This window comes from Uniformispora flossi (genome assembly GCF_049534875.1).
GTDB lineage: Bacteria > Actinomycetota > Actinomycetes > Streptomycetales > Streptomycetaceae > Yinghuangia > Yinghuangia aomiensis.
The window spans coordinates 199691-222622 of record NZ_JBMULZ010000001.1 but is presented as its reverse complement, the minus strand read 5'-3'; the positions used below and the strand labels follow the sequence as shown (position 1 = coordinate 222622).

Here is a 22932-nt window from a genome sequence, read left to right as displayed (position 1 = left end):
GGCCCCGGGGAGTGGGGCCCGCGCACCGACCGGTCATCGGGACGGTTGCCCGTCAGGGGCGGAGGGTCAGAACCACGCGACCGTCCACGTGAACGAGGTGCTTGCGGTGGCGCCGGCCGCGTCCTTCGCGGTGACGGACACGTTGGTGGTGCCGGTGCTCCACGCGCTGCCGCTGATCTGGCAGTTGGTCGGGTTCATCCACAGGCCGGTGGGCAGGCCGGTGGCGGAGCAGGTGTAGGGCGCGGTGCCGCCGGCGACTTGCAGGGTGAGGCTGACGCTCTTGTTGAACGTCGACTTCTGGTTGCCGGGGTTGGTGACGCGCAGGCCGCTCGCGGGCGGGGTGACCGTCCAGGTGAACGACGTGGCGGCGGTCCCGGCCGAGTTGGCGGCGGTGACGGTCACGTTGGACGTGCCCGCGGTGCTCGGGGTGCCGGTGACGAGGCAGCCGGAGTTGATCGACAGTCCGGCGGGCAGTCCGGTGGCCGTGCAGGTGGGCGCGGGCGAACCGGTGGTCTGCACTTGCAGGTTGACGGCGGTGCCGGTCTGGGTGCTCTGGTTTCCGGGGTTGGTGACGGCGGGTGCGGTTCCGCCTCCGCCGCTCGGGCTGACCGTCCAGGTGAAGGAAACGGCCGCGGAGGTCTGGTTGGTGCTGTCCTTGGCCGTTGCGGACACGTTGTAGGTGCCTTGTGCGGTCGGCGTGCCCTGCACCGCGCAGCCGTTCGACGGGTTGGACAGGCCGGCCGGGAGGCCGGTGAACGTGCAGGTGTACGGCGCGGTTCCGCCGCTCACCGACAGCGGCACGTTGACGGCTTGGCCGACGACGGATGCCTGCGGTCCGGGGTTGGCGACGGCGGGCGGCGAGCTGGTGCCGCCGTTCCACACTTCGCTGATCGCGGAGACGTTGGAGGCCTGGCCGGAGGTGCGCAGCCCGTACATGTCCTCGAGGGTGCGCATGGTGTTGTAGTGGTTGTAGTTGGTGCCGTAGGTCCCGGTTTTGACGTTCGCGCCGTAGTAGACCGTGGCGATCTGGTTCTGGGAGCGGAACGCGTCCTCGTCCCAGGTGACGATCAGCAGGCTGTTGTGCGTCTTGGCCCACTGGGCGTAGCCGTCGAGTTTGTTCTTGGTCCAGGTGTCGCCGGTGGCGGTGCACCCGGGGTCGTGCATGTCGTTGCACAGGTTCGGCACGACGAAGGACACGGTGGGCAGTTGGGTGTAGTCGGTGGGGAAGTCGCTCATCTTGTGGGCGGTGCTGGTGGGCACGTTGGAGAACGCGAACCACGGGTTGTGCTTGCGCGCGTACTTGGCGGTGGTGCAGGTGGCCGGGTTGCCGTCCCAGTCCTCGTTGTAGCTGCCGAAGGTCTTGCCGGCGTCGAGGAGTTGCTTGCCGAGGTTGTCGGCGCCGTACGGCTGGCCGGGTTCGGGGCAGGAGTCCGAGGTGGCGCCTTGGGTGGCGCCGGAGAACATCGCGAAGTAGTTGCCCTGGCTGGGGTGCGACTCGCCGTGGAAGTTCGTGAACGAGGCGCCGCCGCTGATGAGCGAGTTGATGTAGGGCATCTGCGCGTTGCCGACCACGTCTTCGTAGTTCGTGTTCTCGTGGACGACGATCACGACGTGGTCGAATTTCGGTAGTGCCGCGGCCGAGGCGGGTGTGGCGCTCAGCGCCATGATGCCTGCGGTCGCCGCGGCCGCGGCGCCGGCGCAGAGCGCGGCGACCGCCGCGGTCCACGGCCGGCGTGCGAGGTGCGGCACGATGGGGCCCTCCTTGGTCGGGAGATCCTGGTCGGGAGATCCGCTTTCGGGAGATCCGGGTCGTTCCGGTGGTGCCGGCCGAGTCGGCCGCGGGGCATCGTGCGGTGCCGCGCCGGAGGTCACAACGCGCGGAATCGGCACACGAGTCGGCGGTGCGCCGGTGGCCTGCGGCTTTTCCGGGGGCGGTGGCGCAATCCGACCGAGCCGACATGGACCGATGCCGAAACGGTCCGTGCCGCTTCCGGTTTGCTGTGGATTTTGCCTGGGGATGGCCAACCGATGACGCCCATTTGGCTGCTGCGGGAAGAGGAAACCACGCGGATAGGGTGACCCGGACCATACGCAGGGGTACGGTGCGGAATGTGACTCTCCAGCAACTGCGTTACCTCATCGCCGTTGTCGAGCACGGGAGCATGACCGCGGCTGCACAGGCCCTCTTCGTCGTCCAGCCGGCGCTGTCGCGATCCCTCCAATCCCTGGAACGCGAGCTGAAAGTCGAGCTGTTCGTCCGCTCCGGACGCGGTATGGCGCTCACGCCGGAAGGCGTCCGGGTCGCCGCGCTGGCCCGCCGGGTGCTGGACGGCGTCCGCGCCATCGAGGACTCCGTCGGCCCGGCCGACGCGGACACCGGCCGCAGCGCGCTGCGCCTGGCCACCACCCAGACCCTGGCGATCGACTTCATGAGCGGCCTGCTGCCCGGCTTCCGCGCCAAGCGCCCGGAGATCGACGTCGCCGTCGACTGCGAACCCACCCGGGACGCCCTGTTCACCGCCCTGCGCAAGGGCGACGCCGACCTGATCCTCGCCGACCTGCCGATGCCCGCCGACTTCCGGGTGCATCCCCTGCGCCGCCACGAAGTGGTGCTGGTGTCCCCGCCGGACACGCCGCTGCCCGACCCGGTGCCGTGGCGTGCCTTGGACGGCCTGCCGATGATCAAGCCGCCCGCGGATTCGCCGCGCGGCCGCGACTTCGCGATGCTGTTCGACTTCCACGGCATCCGCCCCCGGACGGCCATGGAGACCGACGACCGCGGCGCGTGGCTGGCCTGCGTGGCCGCCGGGGTCGGCTCCGCGCTGTGGTACGCGGACCTCGCGCAGCGGTTCACCGGCACGATCGGCGTCCGGTCGTTCTCCCCGCCGCTGACCCGCACCATGGGCCTGGCGTGGCTGCGCAAGCCCATGACGCCGCAGATCCGCGCGCTGTGCGCGTACGCCCGGATGCACGGGGTGCGGGAACTCGACTACGCGTGAGCGGGCCCGGCCACGGCCCCGCCCACCATCGTCAGGAACCGCGGCACCGGACGCCCCTGCCCGCGGAACACCGCGGCCACCGCCGTCCGCACCCGGGCCGCCGCGGCGACCGGCAGGAACGCGGCCACCGCCGTCCCGCCGCCCGCCGCCCGCGCGCCGAACGCGCCGGCCCGGCACGCCGCCGCGACCACCGGGTCGGTGTCCGCCCAACTGCCGCCGTAGCCCGGCACCCGGGCCCGCTGCGTCGCGGTCACCAGGGCGAGTGCCTCCGCCATGCGCCCGTCGCGCAGCAGCGCGGCCATCCGGCCCGCCCGCCGGACCTCGTCGCGAGCACCGCGCAGCGACGCCGCGACCGATGCCGCCGCGCCCCGCGCGGGCGGCTGTTCGCGCGGCACGATCAGCATCATCCGCAGCTCGGCCGCCGCCAGGTCGCACGGCTGCTCGCCGACCGGGCCGGCCGAGCCGACCAGCAGGGCGTGCCCGTCGCCGCCGCACAATGCGGCGCTGCGCAGGGCGTTGCCGTCCGCGGTGTCGTGCGGCGGGTCGACGGTGTTGCGGAGCAGCGCGTCGAGGGTGAGGGCGGTCAGCCGCGGCCCGTGGAGGGCGGTCCAGGCGAGTGCGGTGGCACCGGACAGCGGCACGGACGGGGCGAGGCCGGTGTCGTCGGGCAGGTCGGCGTGCAGGAGCAGGTCGGCGCCGGGCCCGGGGCCGCCGAGGCGGGCGAGGGCGTGTGCGGTCTCGACGATCGGGGCCGCCCAGCCGGGCACGTGGTGTCCGGTGCCGTGGACGGGGACTTCGACGGATTCGAGCGGCCGGTCGAGCGAGCCGATCCGCAGGATGCCGTCGGTGCGCGGTGCGGCCGCCATGACGACGTTCGCGCCCACCGGGACGATGATGCCTTCGCGGCCGGGCACGCCCGCCAGCCGGACGGCGTAGGGCGCGGTCCAGACGCCGGCGGGGGCGTGCCCGAAGGCCTGCGCGAACGAGAACGGCACGACGCGCAGGACGGGTGCCGCGTCCCGGCGGTCGACGAGAGCCATGGACGTCCTTTCGGGAACGGGCAAGAGGCGTGTGCGGCCCGGGCGGGCGTCACCCGGGTTCTTTGCGGGCCAGCACCCGGTAGGCGTCGCTGCCGCCCGCCGGGCCCAGCGTGCGCGCGGCGGCGGACCCGAGCAGGTCGAGCAGGGCGGCCGCGGCGAACACGGGCACGAACACAGCTGCGGCCGCCCCGCGCCACACGCGCCGGGCCGGTGCGAACCGGGGCACGGCCCACGGCTGCCGGGGATCCGGGGCGACGGCGGCCAGCGTCGCGGTGGCCGCGGCCATGAACAGCTGCCCTTGGTGCGCGGGTCCGCGTTCGACCTCGGCGACGGTGAAGCCGCGCGCCGTCAGCGCCTGGGTGAGGTTGCCGAGGGGGACGAAGTGCTGGTGCTGGGGCTGGAACCACGGGTGCCAGCGCCGGTGCAGCAGGCGCGCGTACCAGCACTGCGGGTCGGGCACTTCGATCAGCAGGTGTCCGCCGGGAGTGACGACCTTGGCGGCAGCGTCGAGTTCGGCGCCGGGGTCGCGGGTGTGCTCCAGGTAGTGGTGCATGCTGACCACGTCGTAGCGTCCCGCGAGGGAGTCGGCGTGGTCGGGGAACTGGCCGACGTAGGCGTGGTCGATCCAGCCGCGCCGGGCGGCTTCCTCGACGCCCGCGCCGAGGTCGAGCCCGTCGAAGGCGGTGTCCGGGAGTTCGGACTTCCCGACCAGGCACATGTGGGCGTGGCCGGTGCCGACGTCCAGCCACCGGGCGGGCTCCGCGTGCCGCCGGACGAGCCGGGCCCGGTTCCGGTAGTGGCGGGTCATGCCGGCGAACATCGACTCGGCCCCGTCGGCGCCGACGCCGTCGTAGAAGTCGCGGTAGTAGAAGGAGAGTCCGTCGAGGGAAAGGCGCGGGTTCTGGAAGGTGTGCCCGCAGCCCCGGCACCGGTCGAGGACGAACCGGCCGGGCTTGCCTTGCAGCCGGTCTTTGGTGCGCAGCCGCACCCGGAGGCGGTCCGATCCGCACCACGGGCAGGCAGTGGCGCGAGGTTCGAAGAACCGGTCGGTGCCGTCGGCGAGTTCCGCGGCGTAGGCGGAGCGGCGGGCGGCGTCCTCCGCGGGTGTCCACCGGGCGGGTGCGGCGGGTCCGGCGGCGGCCCGCAGCCAGCGGACGGCGGCCAGGAAGGGACGCCCGAGCGTCGACACGGCCGCGTCGCGCGGGCGTACCGGGGCGCTCCCCGCGACGACGGCGTACGGCTGCACCCACCAGGCGGCGAACGCGAGCAGGCCCCAGAACGGCGTGCCGTACCCGGCGCCGGCGAACGCGGCCGTCTCACCCAGCAGCCCGCCCAGCGAACCGACGGGCGACCCGCCGCGCGCCGCGGTCAGCGCCTTGTACGCGCGGGCGTCCGGCGGGTTACCGCGCAGGCCGGGCGCGATCGCATGTCCGGTGGAACGCGCCGCGTAGCGTTTCAACCGGGCTGTCACGTCGGCGAGTTCGGCCCGCGTGAGGTCGCGGGCGGGTGCGACGTCGGCACGCCGCAGCACGTCGGTGTGGACGAGCAGCGCGTGCTCGGCGCCGCGGCCGCGCGCCACCGGGTCGGTGCGGAACGCGATCGGGTCGAACTCGTGCAGCAGATCCAGCAGCGGCTCGACCGCCATGTCGCCGGGGACGAGGTCCAGAACCAGCAGCCCCTGCGCGGTCGCGAACTCGACGGCTGAGTGTTCGAGTTCCTTGTCGACGGTGACTCCCGCGACGGTCAGCCATGCGAAGTCCCGCGGGCCGGCTTCGCGGTCCGCCTGTTCGCCTGCCTGCGCCGGGCTTCGGGCCGTGAGGACGGGTATGCGCCGCAGCCGTCGCCGGGACCGCAGCGTGCCGAACAGCACGGCGGCGAGCAGCAGCAGGGCCAGCCACGGGAAGGGCGAGAAGCCCGTGTTCATCCGCACACCTCCGCGGGCAGCCGCTCCAGCAGGTCCGCCGCGGCCGGGGCGCCGCCCGCCTTCGCGAACGACGCACGGATCCGCAGCGCGGCCTCCCGGTGGCGCGGATCGTCGAGCACGGCCGCGAGCGCCGCCCGGATCTCCGGGACGTGCGCCCGCCCGAACCGCACCCGCACGCCCGCCCCCGCGTCCACGACCTGCCGGGCGACGAGGGGCTGGTCGTCGCGGATCGGCGCGACCACGAGCGGCAGGCCGAACGCCAGCGCCTCGCACACCGTGTTGTGGCCGCCGTGGGTGAGGACGGCGTCCATGTGCGGGAGGAGTTCGAGCTGCGGCACGTACTGCTGCCGGAGCACGTGCTCGTTCCCGGCGGCGGACAGCATCCCGTCGGGTGCGGCCATGACGATCTGGGCGCGGTCGGCGAGTGCGCGGGACGCTTCGGCGACCGCCGGATAGAACCGGGTGCCGGCGTCCCGGTTGAGGGTGCCGAGCGAGACCAGGACGCGGCGGCGGTCGGACACGAGACGTTCCCAGGGGAAGCCGACCGAGGTCGGGCGGGCGCCGAACGCCGGGCCCACGTAGTGGTGGTGCGGCGGGACGTCCGGTCCGGTGCCGGACAGTTCCGGCGTGGAGAAGACCAGCGCGGCGGGTGCGGCGAAGCGGGCGTCCCAGCCCGGGCCGAGTCCGGCGTCGTCGGCGACCCGGCAGACCTGGTCGCGCACCCACGCGTGGACCTTGGGGAACCCCTCGAAGGGCCGGGCGAATTCGACCGACGTGGTCGCCGACGTCACCCACGGCACGCCGCGCAGTTCGGCGGCGACGGCCCCGGCGAACGCCTGCTGGTCGGCGACCACGACGTCCGGCTTGACCGTGTCGATCGCGGCGAGCGCGGCCGGGAGCATCGCACGGGCGAGCGGGACCAGCACGTCGGCGACCAGGAAGCGCAAGGCGCCGACACCGCGTAGGCCTTGCCAGGCGCCGTGCAGGACGGCGTAGCCGTCCGGCGGGCCGCCGTCGGACGGGTGGAGTTCGGCGTCCGGCGGCAGCAGGTCGGCGGTCTCCGGCGGGCCGCACCAGGCGGTGCGGTGGCCGCGTGCGGCGAGTTCGGCGGCGACGGCGGCCGCCGGATTGACGTGTCCGGTGAACGGCGGCACGACGAAGAGGAATCTCATGCCGCGCTCCCGGCCGCCGCGGACAGCGCGTCGAGGCGGCGCAGGATCGTCGCGACCAAGGCGTCGGGTGCGTCGCGCAGCAGGGCGTGGGCGGCGTCCGGGAACACCTCCAGGTCGCAGTCGGGCAGCAGGGCGGCGAGCAGCGGGCCGGACGCGGCGAGGTCCGATTCGGCGCCGAAGAGGGCGAGCACGGGGCCGCGGACGGCGGCGAGTTGGCCGGGGGTGAGGAGGCGGGCGGTGCTGACGTCCTCGATGAGCGTCGTGTCGTTGAGCAGGGCGTCGGTGGCGGCGCGCACCCGGGCGGCTTTGCGGGCCTGCCGGTCGGCGGCGGCCGCGGAGGCGTCCCAGCGGTTGCGTTCGAGGCCGAGGGCGACGAGGTTGAGCGTGTTCGCCATCGACTCGACCCAGCCGCCCTTGTAGCCGTCCGGGCCGGGCAGGTCGCCGGTGTGCTGCGGATCGAGGGACTGGCCTTCGACGAGGACGACGCTCGCCACCGATTCGGGGTGCAGGTAGGCGGTGTGGAGGGCGACGAGGCCGCCGTAGCTGTTGCCGACCAGGTGCACGGGGCGGGTGATGCCGCAGGCTTTGACGACGGCGGCGAGGTCGTCGACGGCGGTGTCCAGGTCGTAGCCGGTCGGCGGACGGTCGGTGCGGCCGTGGCCGCGCTGGTCGTACAGCAGCACGTCGTAGCCGGCCCGGGCGATCGGCGGTGCGAGCGTGTAGTAGAGGCTGGACAGGTTGTCCAGGACGAGGCCGTGCAGCAGGACGACGGTCGGCCGCGCGGCGGCGGGCCGGTCGCCGCGCAGGTGCTGGACGTGGAAGCGGAGCCCGTTGGCGTCGACGTGCATCGCCGCTACACCCCCCGTCCGGCAGCCGCGCTCCGGTGCGCGTCGGGAGTGGACGGGGCGGACGGGCTGTCGGTTTGGGCGGCGATGTGGTCGACGAGGGTGCCGACGGTCATCCCGAGGATCTCGTCCATCTCCAGCTCGGCGAGGAAGGCCATGAAGTCGACGCGGTCGCCGTAGCGTTCCTCGAGCCGCTCGGCGAGGGCGACGAACTCGATGCTCTCGATGGCGAGATCGTCGTGGAACGAACTGCCGCGCTCGACTTCGCCCGCGATGAGGAGTTCGTCGCCGACGACCGCGACGAGCATCGCGGTGACCTCGGCGAGGATCACGTCGGCCCGGGACGGATCCGCGGCACGCGGGCGGGACGGGGGCGCGGTACGGGTGCCGGTGGCGGTTTCGCTGGTCACGGGGACTCCTGGGGGGTGGTCGGGGCGGGGGCGGCGGGCGGCACGGTCCACGCGACGACGTAGCGGTCCGCGCCGTCCGCGACGACCCGGGTGCGCACGGTGTGCCCGCCGGACGGGCCCGCCAGTACGAGCGTGTCGCCGCCCGCGCGCACGACCCGCCATGCGCGGGGACGGCCGGCCAGGCCGGTGCCGTCGGCCTTTCCGGCGGCTTCCTTCGCGCACCAGAACCGCACCAGCCACGCGGTGCGCGCGGCCGGGTCGCCGTCGGCGAGCTCGGCGAGCAGGGTCTGCTCGTCGTCGGTGAGCGCGGTGCGGACGACCGCGTCGGGCAGGTCGGCGAGTGTCTCGACGTCGATGCCGACGGGTCCGCGGCCGGCCAGCGCCACGGCGATGCGGTCCTTGTGCGCGAGGGAGATGTGCGGCAGTGCCGGGCTGTCGGCGGGCGGCAGGTCGGGAGCGTCGGGGACCGGGATGCGGCTCACCGCGGGCTGCCCGCCGTCGAGGTTCCGTACGTGGATCTCCGCCGGGTACATCGGCCCTTCGCCGCGTGCCCACAGATATCCGCGCGCGGCGTCCTTCGCGGCGATCCGGCCGAGCAGCCACCCGGCCCGGGCCCGCGGCGGCACGGCGGCGAACTCGGCACGTTCCGCGGCGTCGAGGTAGCGGCGCATCACCAGCTCCTGCGAGGCCGCGTCGGGCCACCGGGTGCGCACCAAGTACCAGCCCTCGGGCTGCGGTTCGCCGACACCGGTGGTGTGCGGCGTGAACTTCATCGGCCACACGCGTTCGTCGGCGGCGAACCGGCGGTACGTCCAGCCGGCCAACCGGGCGCGCAGCAACCCGTCGACGGGATCGCGGAGTTCGACGTCGCCGCGGACCGTGGTGGCGGTGACGTCGCGGATCCGCGCGGTGGCGGCGAGCCGGTCGCCGGGCGCGGGCGGCGGCCCGTACAGGTGGACGTGGTCGACGGAGATCGGGAAGACGAGCCGGTCGGTCGGCAGCTTCACCTGCATCCAGTGGCCGAGCAACTGCCCGGCGGCGTCGAGCAGTGCCCCGGGCGCGGGAAGGCAGCGCAGCACGCCGCGGATGCCGTCGTCGGCGATCGCGGTGATCTCGTCGACGCCCGCGAATTCGGGCCCGTGGAACATCCACCGGTCCGCGTACAAGTCGGCCGCCCGCACGGGCGCGGGGCCTTCGCCGGTCAGCGGGGTGTCGTCGGCCGGCTCGGGCGGGCGCGGCCGCGTGCCGAGGACGACGACGGTCGTGGTGTATCCGGAGATGGACACCTGCACGCGGTCGGCGTCCAGGCGCGCGGCGGTGACCTCGGCGTCGGTCGGCGGCGCCACGGGCAGCCAGCGCAGCGCCCGGACGTCCTGGTAGCCGGTGACGAGCCGCCCCGGCACGAGTGCCCGGGCGGCTTCCCCCGCGAGGTGCAGGAGCGTCGTCATCGGGACGACCGGGAAGCGGTCCGACGCGTCGGGCCAGCGGTCGTGCTGCTCGTAGATGCAGTGGTCGGCGACGTACGGGAGGGTGCGCAGGGAGAACTCCTGGCGTCGGGTGAGACGGGCGGGGGCGGGGGTGGGGCGGGGTGTGGGATGGGTGGGGGCAGAGCGGTGGGCCGGGGCGGCGGCGCTGGGCGTTGGCGTGGTCGGGCCCGTGGGAGGGGAGAGGGCTGGAGGCGCGGGGGTGTTCGGGCCGTGCGGGGCTGCGGCGGCCGGGCCCGAGGCGGGCGGGTGCATGGCCGGGGCTGTGGGGCGGGAGGCGCCTTGCCCGGATTGCGCGGCGAGCACGGGCGGCGGCCGGACGGCCTCGGTGGGCGGGACCGTCGCCGGGTGCGAGGGCTGAGCCGACGGGTGCGGCGGGGCAGGGGTCCGGTTTGCCCAGGCCTGGCGGGCGCGGGTGGCCGCGTCACCGGCCTCGTTGAGGATCGCGGCGAATGCGGCGAGGACCGGATTGCCGAGGTCGGTGGCGCCGGACGGAACGGCCGCGGAGAGGCCGGTGCGGGTCTGCGGGCTGGTCGGTGCCGACGCCGCGTCGACGAGGGGGCCCGGGGGAGTGCGCGTGCTGCCGGTGCCGGGATGCTCGGTGCCGCGGCGCGGCGAGGCGGGGTGCGGCCCTGCGGGGCCGGGAGCCGCCAGGGTCGGGACCGTCCCGGGCCGGGCCGCCGCGGACGGTCCGGGGGCCGCCGCGAGTGCGGTCGGATCGAGGCGGATCAAGGGCGATCCGAGGTTCAGCCGGACCTCCGGCACCGGACGGCGTCGGGAGGCGGCCGACCCGGGTTGTGCCGCCACCGCGGCGGCGATGCTCGAGACCGGGCCCGAGCCCGTGCCCGCGTCGACGCGCGACTTCCCCGCGGCGGTTGTCGCCGCCGAAGTCGGCGTCGCCACGTACCCCTCCGTCCACAGCGCCGCCTCCACGGCCGCTACTCCCGCGAGTCCCGGCCGTCGGGTTCCGTGCGCCGAAACGGTGAGGATGTCCGCGCCCGGCAGCGCGTCGTCGACGAAGCCGCCGAGGCTGCCCGCGCCGACCTGCACGAAGGCGCGGACTCCGGTGTCGTGTAGCCGTTCCGCGAGTGCCCCGAACCGGACCGGTTCCAGCAGGTGGCGGATCGTCAGCTCGCGTACCGCGCCCGGCTTTTCCGGGAACGGGGCGACGGTGGTCGCGGACCAGACCGGGACCCGGCCGGTGCGCAGCGGCAACTTGTCGAAGGCGGCCCGGACTTGTGCCACGTACGGTTCCCACATCGGGGTGTGGAAGCCGGACCGGAACGGCATCTCCTGACCGAGGACGCCTTCGCCGCGCAGCCGCTCCAGGACTCGGGCCACGGCGTCTTCGGGTCCGCAGACCACGCACTGGTGCGGGCAGTTCTCGTGGGACACGACGACCCCGCCGACCGCTGCGCAGGCCGCGGAGGCGCGGGGCGCGCCGCAGGCGACGGCCGCGTACACCAGGTCGGGGACAGCGACCGAGCCCGGGCCCAGCGAGCCGAGGAACACGTCGAGCGCGCTGTCCGGATACATGCCGGCGACGACCATCGCGGTCCATTCGCCGACGCTGTGTCCGGCGAGCACGTCGGGCCGGATGCCGAGCCGGCCGAGGGCGGCGGTCAGCAGCCGTCCGGCGCCGAGCGCGTCGAGTGCGCGTCCGACGATGTCGTCCGTTCCGAGGCCGGACGGCAGCGGCAGGCCGAACGCGTCGGCCACGTCGTCCAGCGGCGGCTGGAGGCCGGGTTCGAGACCCGGGAACAGGAAAGCCACCGTGCCCGGCCAGGCGGCGTGCGGGCCCAGGAGCGGGCGCGGGGTGAACCACAGGTCGCTGCGGCCGCGCCAGGGCTCGCCGCGGGCGAGGACGCGGCGGGCCAGGTCGATCCGCTTCGGCGTGGGGTTGAGCAGGGCGAGGCGGCACGGGCCCTGGCCGGGGTCCGGTGGCGCCTCGGGGTGGTCGCTGCGGGCCGCGTACTCGGCGTACTCGGCGAGGCGCAGCGCCAACCCCGTCGCGCTGTCGGCGGCCAGCCGCAGGACGGGCACGGCGGCGAGCGGCGCACCCGCGGCCTCGGACCCGTGCGCGGCAGCGGCTGCGGACGCGTTCCCGAGCCGCGCCTCCCCCGTCGGCAGTGCCACGGCCCCGCCTGTGGGCGGCTGTTCGACGACCACGTGGGCGTTGACCCCGCCGAAGCCGAACGCGTCGACCCCGGCACGGCGTACGGGCGCGTCCCAGGGTTCCGCCGCGTCGGTCACCCGCATGCGGGTGCGGGCGAGCGCGGGGTGGGGTGCGTCGACGTGCAGCGTGGGCGGCAGGACGGCGTGGTGGACCGCGTACACGGCCTTGAGCAGTCCGGCCATGCCGGCGGCTTGCATGGCGTGGCCGATGTTCGACTTCACCGAGCCGACGACCACGTCCGGTCGGCCCGCGGACGGGCCGAACACGCGGGCCAAGGTCTCCAGTTCGACGCCGTCGCCGACCGGTGTGCCGGTGCCGTGGGCTTCCAGCAGGCCGAGGGCGTCGGGGGCGCGCGGGTCGAGGCCGGCCGCGGTCCAGGCGCGGGCGAGGGCGCGGACCTGGCCGTCGGCGAGCGGGCTCATGAGGCTGGCGGCGCGGCCGTCGCTGGAGATGCCGACGCCGCGAACGACGGCATAGATGCGGTCGCCGTCGCGTTCCGCGTCGGCGAGGCGCTTGAGGACGACCGCGCCGGTGCCTTCGGAGATCAGCGTGCCGTCGGCGCTCCGGTCGAACGGCCGGATCCGCATCGCGGGGCTCAGTGCCCGCAGTTGCGTGAACACGCTCCACAGCGTCGCGATGTGGCAGTGGTGCACGGCCCCCGCGATCACCGCGTCGCAGCGGCCGGACGCGAGTTCCGCCACGGCGTGGTCGACCGCCAGCAGGGACGTGGCACAGGCCGCGTCGACGGTGTACGCGGGGCCGCCGAGGTCGAGCCGGTTCGCGATCCGCGACGCGGTGAAGCTCGGCACCAGGCCGATCGACGCGTCGGGCTGCTCCGGGCCGAGCGCGGCCTGGAAGGCGGCGCGTACCGCGGTCAGCCGTTCCTCGTCGAACTCCGGTGCCACGTCGCGGAGTACCGCGACGAGCTGGTGCGCGGTGCGGACGCGTTGGTCGAGGCGGGCGGTGGCGACGCCCATGTAGCCGCCGCGCCCGAAGACGACGCCGACCCGGGAACGGTCGGGCAGCCGGTCTTCGCCGCCCGCGTCGGCGAGGGCTTCGGCGGCGGTGCGCAGGGCGAGGAGCTGGTCGGGTTCGGCGCCGTCGACGGCCGACGGCATGATGCCGAAGCGGGTCGGCTCGAAGGCGGCGTACTCGTCGACGAATCCGCCTTTGCGGCAGTAGAACCGGTCGGCGTGCACGGGGCCGGTGGCGGCGCCGGGGGCGAAGTAGACGTCCGGGTCCCAGCGGTGCGGCGGGACGTCGGTGATGGCGTCCACGCCTTTGGCGATGTTCGCCCAGAACGCGGGGGCGTCGGGTGCGCCGGGGAACACCGCGCCGATGCCGACGATCGCCGCGTCGGTCGGCCGCGGCCCGCCGGTCCGGCGGGCGCGGGCGGCGGTCACCGGTGGTCTCCGGCGGGCGGCGGGCACAGGTAGGCGACATGCGGGGCGGTGGAGCCGGACGCGAGCTCGGCGAGCAGGGCCGCCACGCCGGCGTCGGGGTCGATGAGGGGCATGCCGAGGCGCTGGTAGTGGCGTTCGAGTTCGGCGGTGACCATGCCGCCGCCGGACGCGGCCCACGGTCCCCAGTCGACGGACACGACGCGTTCGGCGACGGCGTCGGGCGCACCGTCGGCGGCGGCGCGGTGCCAGCGGCAGGCGAGGGTGTCGAGGGCGTCGTTGGCGGCCGCGTAGTCGGCCTGCCCGCGGTTGCCGAACACACCGGCGACGCTGCCGAAGAGGGCGAGGAAAGCGGGGAGCCCGGTGCCGTCCGGGCGGCCGCGCACCGCGTCGGCGAGGGTATGCGCCGCGGCGACCTTGGTGGTGAAGACGCGGGCGAACGCGTCGTGCGACTTGTCGGCGAGGAGCCGGTCGTCGAGGACGCCCGCGCCGTGCACGATGCCGTCGATGCGGCCGTGCCGCGCGTACACGTCGGCGACGACGGCGTGCAGGGCGTCCGGGTCGCGGACGTCGGCGGTGTGCAGGCGGACGGACGCGGCGTGCGCGCCGAGTTCGGCGAGCGTCGCGGCGACCTCGCGCCCGGCGAGGATGCCGGATACGGCGGTTTCGATCGCGGCGGGCTTCCCGAACCGGGCGGCGGCGAGCGCGGCCCGCAGCGCGGCCCGGTCGGGCGCGGCGGCGGTGGCGGGGTCTTCCGGGCCTGGGGCGGGGGTGCGTCCGACGAGTTCGATGTGGCAGCCGTACATGCGGGCGAACCCGAGGGCGGCCTGCGCGGTGATGCCGCGTGCGCCGCCGGTCAGCAGGACGACGGAGTCGGGGCCGAGCGGCCGGGTGCCGGAGGGTTCGCCGGGGTCGGTGGCGGTGGGGCGTGCGTCGAGGACGCGGCGCAGCCCGGTGCCGGTGTCGAGCCCGACGACGACGTGGCCGTCGGCGCCGGCCGGGGGTTCGGCGAGCAGCGGCAGGAGCTGCTCGGCGAGGTGCGCGGGCTCGGCTTTCGGGTCGAGGTCGACGACGCGGACGGCGGTGTCCGGGTATTCGCGGGCCGCGGTCCGCGCGAACCCGGCCAGCCCGAGCCCCGCGGCCCCGGCCGCCCGCGCGGCGGCGTCCCGGCCGAACGCGCCGCCGAAGCCGGTGGCGGCGAGCAGGGTGCGGACCCCGCCGTGGAGCGCGTCGCGCAGGAGCGGGAAGTCGTCGAGGACGACCGGGACGTCCTCGGCACGCAGGGCGCCCAAGTGGACCAGGACGTCGGGGACGTCGGGGACGTCGCCGAGGGTGACCCCGGGCTCGGCGATCCGCACCCGGGCGCCGCGGCGCTCCAGGAGCGCGGCGAGTGCCAGCGCGACCCCGTGCGGGTCGGCGACGAGGAGCACGGACCGGCCGGTGAGCGCGGCGTCGACGTGGGCGGGGTCGGGGGCGGGGGAGGGGAAGGCGACGAGGTCGACGGTGTGGCGGGTGGGGGGTTGGGGGGCGAGGACGAGGGGTTCGGGGGTGCGGGCGGGGTTGCCGTCCGGGGCGGGGCCAGGGCCGGCGGCGCGCGCCGGGCCGGCGGTGAGCGCCGGGCTGGGGGCGGGGCCGGCGGTGAGCGCGGAGTCGGCGGCGAGAGCGGAGCCGGTGGCGAACCCGGAGCCGGTGGTATGCACGGAGCCGCCGGCGAGCGCGGCTGAAACGCCGGAGCCGTGGACGTCCGCCGACGACTGGTCGAGGCTGTGGACAACCGTTCGCGCCCCACCCCCTGCATCGGGTACTTGGTTGGAGTGGGGACCCCCATCAAAAGTCGGATCATCCGACCGGCTCGAAGAGCTCCCGCCCACCACCTCCCGGGCGTGCGCCACCAACCCCTCCACGATCCCGCTGATCGTCTTCACCCGGGCCAGCCGCTCGACGAGCGCCTCATCGAGCAGGTCCAGCCGCATCGCCAACTCGCCGATGATCTCCGTGCGTTTGATCGAGTCGACGGACAGGTCGGCTTCCAGGTCGAGGTCGGTGTCGAGCATCTCGCGCGGGTAGCCGGTGCGCGTGCCGACGATGTCCAGGACGGCTTCGAGCACGTCGTCCGCGCTCGGCAACGCACGGCTCGGCGCGGCAGCAGGTGCCGCAGGTGCGGCGGGCGCAGACACGGGCCCGGGCGCGACGACCGCCGATTCGGCCGGGACCTCCCAGACCGGCTCCCGTTCCGCCGCGTAAGCCGTCGGCGCCGTCGCCTCCGCATACGCCATCGGCGCCGTCGTCTCCGAATACACCGGCTGCACCGCCCCCACGGGCGTCATCGGCGCCACCCCGCCCCACACCGCGGGCTGAGGCCCAGGCGACGTCATCGGCGGCGCGCCCAGGAAGCCGAGCAGCACGTCCCGCTGCGCCGCGATCAACTCGCGCGTCCCGGCGAGGTAGGCGAGCACGGCGTTCTCACGGGGATCCGCGAACTCGGGGTATCGACCGGCCAAGACAGACTCCGAGGGAATCGGGAGGGACAGGGAAACAGGGGGGACGAGCGGCGAAGCCGGATGCGACCCGCCGGGGCCGAGGGGATTTGTGCCGCCGGAAGCCTCGGTCGCGGCGGTGACCGCAGGGCCGGGGGCGAGCCGCGGCGAACCCGGATACGGGGCGGTTCCGCCGGTCACTGGGTCGAACCGATCGCCGGGCCCACGCGAGTCCGGGCCGCCGCGCGGGTGAGCGCCGAGCTCCCGGCCGGGGCCTGCGGCGTGCCCGAGCGCCGGATCCGCCTCGCGCACGCCGCTGCCGGGCCCGGCGGCCCGGCCGTGCAGGTCACCGGGATCGGCCGCGCTCCCGCCCGGCGCGGCGGTGCCCAAGCCGTTCCCACCCGCCAGGCCGCCGCCGCGTACGCCGCCGTGCGCGGTCGCCCACGAGCGTGTGTTGCCCCCGTTCGCCGGGCTCCCGGCGGATGCCGTAGCGGCCGCGCCCCGCATCGGCACAGACTCCGCCGCGCTCCCGGCGGATGCCGTAGCGGCCGCGCCCCGCATCGGCGCGGACTCCCTCACCCGGCTCCCCGGCGCCGGCCGCAACCCGCCCGCGACCGGCTCGCCCTCCGCCGTCCGCACCAGCTGACCGTCGACGACCCAGCCCGGCCGCCGTCCCGGCTCGACGTCCGCGGGCGTGACCCGTCCCCGGGTCAGCTCCCGGACCGCGACCGGTACACCGCGTACCGCCAACTCCGCGCAGGCCGTCAGCAGCCGCCGGATCCCGGGCTCGCCCGCGACGTCGCACGCGACGGCCGTGTGCGGGCGGTCCCCGAGGATCGCCCCCACCATCCCGGTCAACGCCCGTCCCGGCCCCGCCTCGACGAACACCCGCGCCCCGGCCGCGTACATCGCCTCGATCTCGTCGACGAACCGCACCGGTGCGGCGACCTGGCGGGCCAGCAGCCGCCGCACCGCCTCCGCATCCGGGGGATACGGTTCCGCCGACGTGTTCGACCACACCGGGAACGACGCCGTCGCGAACTCCACCCCGTCGACCACCCGCGCCAGCGTCTCCGCCGCGCCCGCGATCAGCGGACTGTGGAACGCGCACGCGACCGGCAGCCGCCGCACCGAAATCCCGGCGTCCTCCAGCAGCGCCACCGCCGCATCGACGCTCGCGGTCGGCCCGGAAACCACCGTCTGCTTCGGCGTGTTGAGGTTCGCGACCACCAGACCCGGCAGCGCCAAAGCCCCGTTGGCACCCGCGCCGACCACCTCCGCGACCCGGTCCGCTCCGGCGGCCACCGCCGCCATCGCGCCGGGATCCTCGCCCGCTGCCGCCACGATCGCCTCGCCCCGGGCCGCGCTCAGCCGCAGCAGCGCCGCGCTGTCGTACACCCCGGCCGCCCAGAGCGCGACCAGTTCCCCGTAGCTGTGCCCGGCCGCCAACTCCGGCCGCACGCCGAGCCGGTCCAGCAACCGCGTCACCGCGACCGAAGCAACCCCCAACGCGGGCTGCGCCATCCGGGTGTCCGTGATCCGCCGGTGCGCCGCATCACGGTCCTCCGGGGTGAACGCCGCGGGCGGGAACATCGCCGCCAGGCACGACTCCGGCGCCTCGCCCAGCACGGCCCGCAGCGCGGGGAACGCGACGAACAAGTCCGCGGCCATCCCCGGCCGCTGACTGCCCTGCCCGGGATAGAGGAAGGCCACCTTCCCCGGCCCGTCCTCGTCCGCGCGGCGCCGGAAGATCTCCCCGCGCGGATCCTCGGCCCCGTCCCGGGCCCGCGCCAGCTTGACGCGCAGGTCGTCGACATCGGCCGCCACCAGCGCGATCCACACCGGCGCCCCGGCCGGCAGCTGATCCGCAGCGAACGCCGCCAGCCCCCGCAGGCTCCTCGGGGCGGCAGCATCCGCCAACCCCGCGACCTTCGCGAGCGCCGCCTCCGCGTCCTCCCGCGACGCGCCCGCGAAGCAGAACAGCTCTGCGGGCCACTCCGCAACGGCCGCGCTGCCCAGCAGGTCCGGCTCGTCCACCGGAACGGGCCCGGGATGCCCGGCCAGCACCGCATGGAAGTTCGTCCCGCCGAACCCGAACGCGCTCACCCCCGCCACCCGCCGCGACGGGTCCGCCTCGGTCCACGGCCGCGAGTGCGCGTCGAACGAGAACGGGCTGGTCTCCGCGTCCCACGCCGCGTTCGGACGCTTCACATGCAGCGTCGGCGGACGCACCCCGTAGTGCACGGCAAGCGACGCCTTGATCAACCCGGCCAGCCCGGCCGCGCACTTGGTGTGCCCGATCTGCGACTTCACCGACCCCAGCGCACAACTCCCGGGTGCGGCACCGGCCTCCGCGAACACCGCCGTCAACGTCTCCAGTTCGGTGCGGTCGCCGACCACCGTGCCCGTGCCGTGCGCCTCCACGAGGCCCACCGAGGCAGGCGACACGCCCGCGCTCGCGTACGCACGTTCCAGCGCCCGACGTTGCCCCTCCGGCCGCGGCGCGGTCAGCCCCAGGGACCGCCCGTCGCTCGCCCCGCCGACCGCCTTCACCACCGCGTAGACCCGGTCCCCGTCGCGCTCGGCATCCGCCAGGCGCTTGAGCACCAGGCACGCGGCGCCCTCGCCCAAGGCGATCCCGTCGGCCGCCGAATCGAACGTCGCACACCGGCCCGACGGCGAAAGGGCGTGCACCGACGCGAACATCAGGTAGTCGTTGATGCCGTTGTGCGTGTCGACGCCGCCGCACAGCACCATGTCGGCGCCGCCCTGCACGAGTTCCTTGCACGCCAGGTCCAGCGCGGCCAGCGAGGCCGCGCACGCGGCGTCGACGGTGTAGTTCACCCCGCCGAGGTCGAGGCGGTTCGCGATGCGGCCCGCGATGACGTTGGCGAGCACCCCGGGGAACGAGTCCTCCGTCGGCATCGGCAACTCGGCGTCCAGGTCGGGCGGCAGCGCGCCGAAGTAGGCCGGGTACAGGGAGCGGAAGCCGTACGCCCCCGCCAGATCCGTGCCCGCCTCCGCACCGAACACCACGGCCGTCCGGGAGCGGTCGAACTCGCGGCCGTCGCCGTACCCGGCGTCGTGCAGCGCCCGCGCCGCGACATGCAGCGCCAGCAACTGCGCCGGTTCGATCGACCCCAGCGACGCCGGCGGAATGCCGTACGCCGTCGGATCGAACGGGATCCGCGGCACGAACCCGCCCCACTTCGACGGCGTGCGACCGCGCGGATCACGCACCGCCTCCGGGTCGTAGTACAGATCGTGGTCCCAGCGCTCCCGCGGCACCTCGGACACGGCATCCGCGCCGCCCACGACGGTCCGCCAGAACCCGGCCACATCCGCCGCCCCCGGGAACACACACCCCATTCCGACGATCGCCACATCGAGCGGCTCGGCGGCATCCGGGACCGCCGCGCCCAGCCCCAGCCCGGCGGCCCGTGAGGTCAGGAACTCGACTGCCCCGTCCGTCACTTCCCGGTGCAGTGCGGCGATGTCCGTGGTGCCGCCGCGCAGTGCCGCCGTCTGCCCGAGCATGAACATCCCGTCGCGCCGCTGCGTCGCGTCGTCGACCCGGACGAGGTCGGAACCCGCGCGCCGCACGCCCTTGCTGGCGATACGCAGCCGCCCCAGGTTGAGCCCCTCCAGCTCGGCCCACATGTCGGTCGCCGGGACTCCCCGCGCCTCGAGATCCGCGCGGGCCGCCGCGAACGCCGTCACGAACGGCGTGTCCGCGCATCGCGTGGCGTGCCCCGGCGCGGTCTGCAGCAGCACGGTCTCGCCGCACTCGACCGCGGCATCCCGGAACCCGGGCAGGATCGCGCCGGCCGTCACCGCCTCGTCGGTGAACAAGTACGCCGTCCCCATCAACACCCCGACGCGGGCCCCGCGTTCGGTCAGCGGGGCGGACGCGGCGGCGACCATGGCCGCCGAGCGGGCGTCGTGGATGCCGCCGGCGAACAGCACGTCGAGGTCGGCCGCGCCGTGCTTGCGGGCGTGCCGGAGCAGCACGTCGATCTGGGTCTCCCACAACGGGAAACTTGCCCGCGGCCCGACGTGCCCGCCGCATTCCAGGCCCTCGAACACGAACCGCCGGGCCCCCGCCCGCAGGAACTGCTCCAGCAGCCCCGGCGAGGGCACATGCAAGTACGTGGCGATCCCCGCGGCTTCGAGCGGCGCCGCCTGGTCGGGGCGCCCGCCCGCGATGAGCGCGTACGGCGGCCGCACCTCGGCGACCGCGGCCAACTGGCGCTCCCGCAATTCCGGCGGCGCGAACCCGAGCAGCCCGACCCCCCACGGTTTGTCGCCCAGCCGTGCCGCGGTCTCGGCGAGCAGGGTGCGGACCGCGTCGCCGTCGAGCAATGCCAAAGCGAGGAATGGCAGTCCGTCGCCGGTGGCGACCGCCTCGGCGAACTCCGCCCGATCGCTCACCCGGGTCATCGGGCCCTGGACGACCGGCAGACGCGGGCGGCGCACCGCGGACGTGCCGCGTGGCTCGTCCCCCGCAGCAGGCGCCGGCGCCCGCAGCCGCACGGCGGCCTCGATCGACGCGGCGATCGCCGTCCGGACCGCGGCGACGGCCCGCCCGGTCGTCCCGTACCGTTCCGCGAACCGCCGGGCCAGCGCGCCGTCCTGTCCCACCGGCAGCAGCTGCCGGTCGAGCCCGCGCGCCCCGAAGGCGGTCGCGATACCGCCGGACGCGGCGGCGGCGTCGGCCAGTTCGCGCAGCGGCAAGCCCGGCCGGGTGAACACCCGGTGCCCGTCCAGCCGCACGGTCTCGGCGCCGTCCATGGCCCGTAGCGCGGCGGCCACCGGGCCCGGCAAGGCCGCGGCGCACTCCGCGAGGAGTGCGAGCTGCGTGTCGAGGACGACGCCCTCCGCGCCGCCGGCGACCGCGGCCGCCGCGGTGTGCGGGCCGATGCCGCCCTTCGCCCACACCGGCAGCCGCAGCCCGGGATCGGTGGTCAGCTGTTGGAGCAGCACGAACGTCGTGGTGCCGCCGACCCGGCCGCCGGCCTCGTGGCCGACCGCGATCAGGCCGTCCGCGCCGGCGTCGCGCGCGGCGCGGGCTTCGGCGAGCGAGCCGACCTCGGCCAGCACGCGGCGCCCCGGTCCGACGTCGGACACCGCCCACGGCGCGTCCGCGGCGAGCACCACCACGTCGGCGCCGTCCGGGAGTTCCGCCGGGACGAGCGGGCAGCCGCAGGGCACGCGGACGCCGAAGGCCCGGTCGCGGCGCCGCGCCAGGACCGCGAGCGCGGCTCGGGCCGCGGCGGCGTCCCGGCCGAGGTCGACGACCCCCTGCGCCCCCGCCCGGTGTGCGGCCGCGGCCAGTGCGGCGTTGGGCTCCTCGAACGGTCCGATCGCGAGGACGAGGTCGCGGCGGTCGGTCTGCGACGCCATGAATGTGGCTCCTTCCGGGGCGGGCGCGGCCGTCCGCCGAGCCCCCGGAATATTCCGGGAAACGCCGACGGAGACGCGGGCGGCGGGTCCTCGGAAAAGCGCCGGAATACTCGGCCCGAACACCCGGGAATCGACTGCGGAAGCGATGGTGCGCGATATCCGGAACGTCGCCTTCCCGGGGCCGGGGGGAAACCGGAATTACCTGTCCCGGGCGGGCTCGCAGTATCGTGCGGGTGCCGCCAAGGGGTGTCAAGGCGCATCCCGGGCCCGGGGAGACGCCGGCCGGCCGCGGGGCCGGCGGCCCGCCGACGCCGCGCCCCACCTGACCCGGCTCGCCGGTGACGAGGCCGTTAAGGTGCGGAAACGTGCGCTGAGCTGGCGGAACGCGGCCCGGACCATACGCATGCGTATGTAACCGTTCCGGTTGCGGGGCGCCGTACCGCACCGCCGCTGCCGCGTGCGGCCCGCGATCTATGCATTCCGGGCATCGTTCGTTGCCGAAAAGGACTGCCGTGCCCGCCGGGGTTTCCCCGCGGCGCACCGAATCCGCGCAGGTGGGACGGCTCGGCGAACCCGACCCGAGCATCCGGTAAAGGAGACGGGAATTCTCGGAAAACGGTTCTCCGCGGGCCCCGGCCGGTTAATCTGCCGGGCGTGACTCTGCAGCAGCTGCGCTATCTCGTCGCCATCGCCGACCACGGCACCATGACCGCCGCCGCCGAAGCCCTGTACGTCGCGCAGTCCGCGCTGTCCCGCGCGCTCAAGGCCCTGGAGCACGAACTCGGCGCCGAACTCCTGGTCCGCGACGGCCGCACCGTGCGGCTCAGCGGCGAAGGCAAGCGCGTCGTCCGCCTCGCCCGGACCGTCCTGGAGACCGTGGGCGCCATCGAGGACGTCGGCCGGGCCGCGGTCGCCGCCCGCACCCACGGCGTCCGCGTCGCCACCACCCCCACGCTCGCCGTCGACCTGACCGGCCGGGTCATCCCCGCCTTCGAGGACCTGGCCCCCGAGGTCGCCGTCGACGTCGCGCGCTGCGGCGACCGCGAGGGCGTATTCGACGCGGTCCGCACCGGCGACGCCGCCCTCGGCCTGGTCGATGTGCCGGTGCCCGACGACCTGCGCGCGCACCCCGTGGCCGACCACGAAGTCGTCCTGGTGTCACCGCCGTCCGAAGACCTGCCGGACCCGCTGCCGCTGGACGCCCTGGACGGGATCAGGCTCGCCTTGCCGACGCGCGGCAGCGGACGACGCTGCGAAATGGAGGCGATGTTCGCCGCGCTGTGGGTGCGGCCGGTGCCCGCCGTGGAGAGCGACGACCGGGTGCACTGGATCGCGTCCGTGCTCAACGGCGAAGGCTCGATGCTCTGGTACCGCACCATCGCCGAGGCGGTGTTCGGGGAGGCCGCCGTCATCCGGTCGTTCAGCCCGCCGCTGGTGCGCTCCGTCGCGCTCGTCCACGCCCCGGCCGAACCTTCCGGCGCGGCACGGACGTTCCTGGAGTTCGCGCGACTCGTGGGCATCGACGGCGACACATGACACCCGGAGGGGAAAGCACCGCGGGTGGGGAACCGGAATCGGTCCCCCACCCGCGGGTGTTGTGTG

Annotated in this window: 10 protein-coding genes; 2 read left to right on the top strand and 8 right to left on the bottom strand. The window is 75.3% G+C overall.

Annotation, left to right across the window (positions count from 1 at the left end):
* Positions 1–66: 66 nt before the first annotated feature.
* Positions 67–1749: an alkaline phosphatase family protein gene (locus tag ACPA54_RS00970; RefSeq protein ID WP_423525761.1), complete on the bottom strand. Its 1683-nt coding sequence runs from the start codon at positions 1747–1749 to the stop codon at positions 67–69.
* A 362-nt stretch (positions 1750–2111) separates the two neighbouring features.
* Here ACPA54_RS00970 and ACPA54_RS00965 point away from each other — a divergent pair, with 362 nt between their 5' ends.
* On the top strand, positions 2112–2999 hold the full coding sequence (locus ACPA54_RS00965; RefSeq protein ID WP_345676349.1) for a LysR family transcriptional regulator: 888 nt from the start codon (positions 2112–2114) through the stop codon (positions 2997–2999).
* On the opposite strand, the gene ACPA54_RS00960 is transcribed toward ACPA54_RS00965, so the two are convergent.
* The 7 genes from ACPA54_RS00960 to ACPA54_RS00930 are packed head-to-tail and all read right to left on the bottom strand — an operon-like array spanning position 2990 to position 21330.
* Complete coding sequence (locus tag ACPA54_RS00960) at positions 2990–4039, bottom strand: hypothetical protein (RefSeq protein WP_423525759.1); 1050 nt, start codon at positions 4037–4039, stop codon at positions 2990–2992. The genes ACPA54_RS00965 and ACPA54_RS00960 overlap by 10 nt on opposite strands.
* Positions 4040–4088: 49 nt before the next feature.
* A complete protein-coding gene (locus ACPA54_RS00955) occupies positions 4089–5963 on the bottom strand; it encodes a class I SAM-dependent methyltransferase (RefSeq protein WP_423525757.1) in 1875 nt (624 codons plus the stop codon).
* Positions 5960–7135, bottom strand: coding sequence for a glycosyltransferase (locus tag ACPA54_RS00950; RefSeq protein ID WP_423525755.1), 1176 nt, complete (start codon positions 7133–7135; stop codon positions 5960–5962). The genes ACPA54_RS00955 and ACPA54_RS00950 overlap by 4 nt, the downstream gene beginning before the upstream one ends.
* Positions 7132–7983, bottom strand: a complete 852-nt coding sequence (locus ACPA54_RS00945) for an alpha/beta fold hydrolase (RefSeq protein ID WP_423525754.1) — start codon at positions 7981–7983, stop codon at positions 7132–7134. The genes ACPA54_RS00950 and ACPA54_RS00945 overlap by 4 nt, the downstream gene beginning before the upstream one ends.
* A gap of 5 nt (positions 7984–7988) precedes the next feature.
* Positions 7989–8390 carry an acyl carrier protein gene (locus ACPA54_RS00940; protein ID WP_423525752.1) on the bottom strand — a complete coding sequence of 134 codons (402 nt, stop codon included), beginning with the start codon at positions 8388–8390 and terminating at the stop codon, positions 7989–7991.
* Complete coding sequence (locus ACPA54_RS00935; RefSeq protein WP_423525750.1) at positions 8387–13453, bottom strand: type I polyketide synthase; 5067 nt, start codon at positions 13451–13453, stop codon at positions 8387–8389. The genes ACPA54_RS00940 and ACPA54_RS00935 overlap by 4 nt, the downstream gene beginning before the upstream one ends.
* Complete coding sequence (locus tag ACPA54_RS00930; RefSeq protein WP_423525748.1) at positions 13450–21330, bottom strand: SDR family NAD(P)-dependent oxidoreductase; 7881 nt, start codon at positions 21328–21330, stop codon at positions 13450–13452. The genes ACPA54_RS00935 and ACPA54_RS00930 overlap by 4 nt, the downstream gene beginning before the upstream one ends.
* Positions 21331–21984: 654 nt before the next feature.
* Here ACPA54_RS00930 and ACPA54_RS00925 point away from each other — a divergent pair.
* A complete protein-coding gene (locus ACPA54_RS00925) occupies positions 21985–22866 on the top strand; it encodes a LysR family transcriptional regulator (RefSeq protein WP_423525746.1) in 882 nt (293 codons plus the stop codon).
* Positions 22867–22932 lie beyond the last annotated feature (66 nt).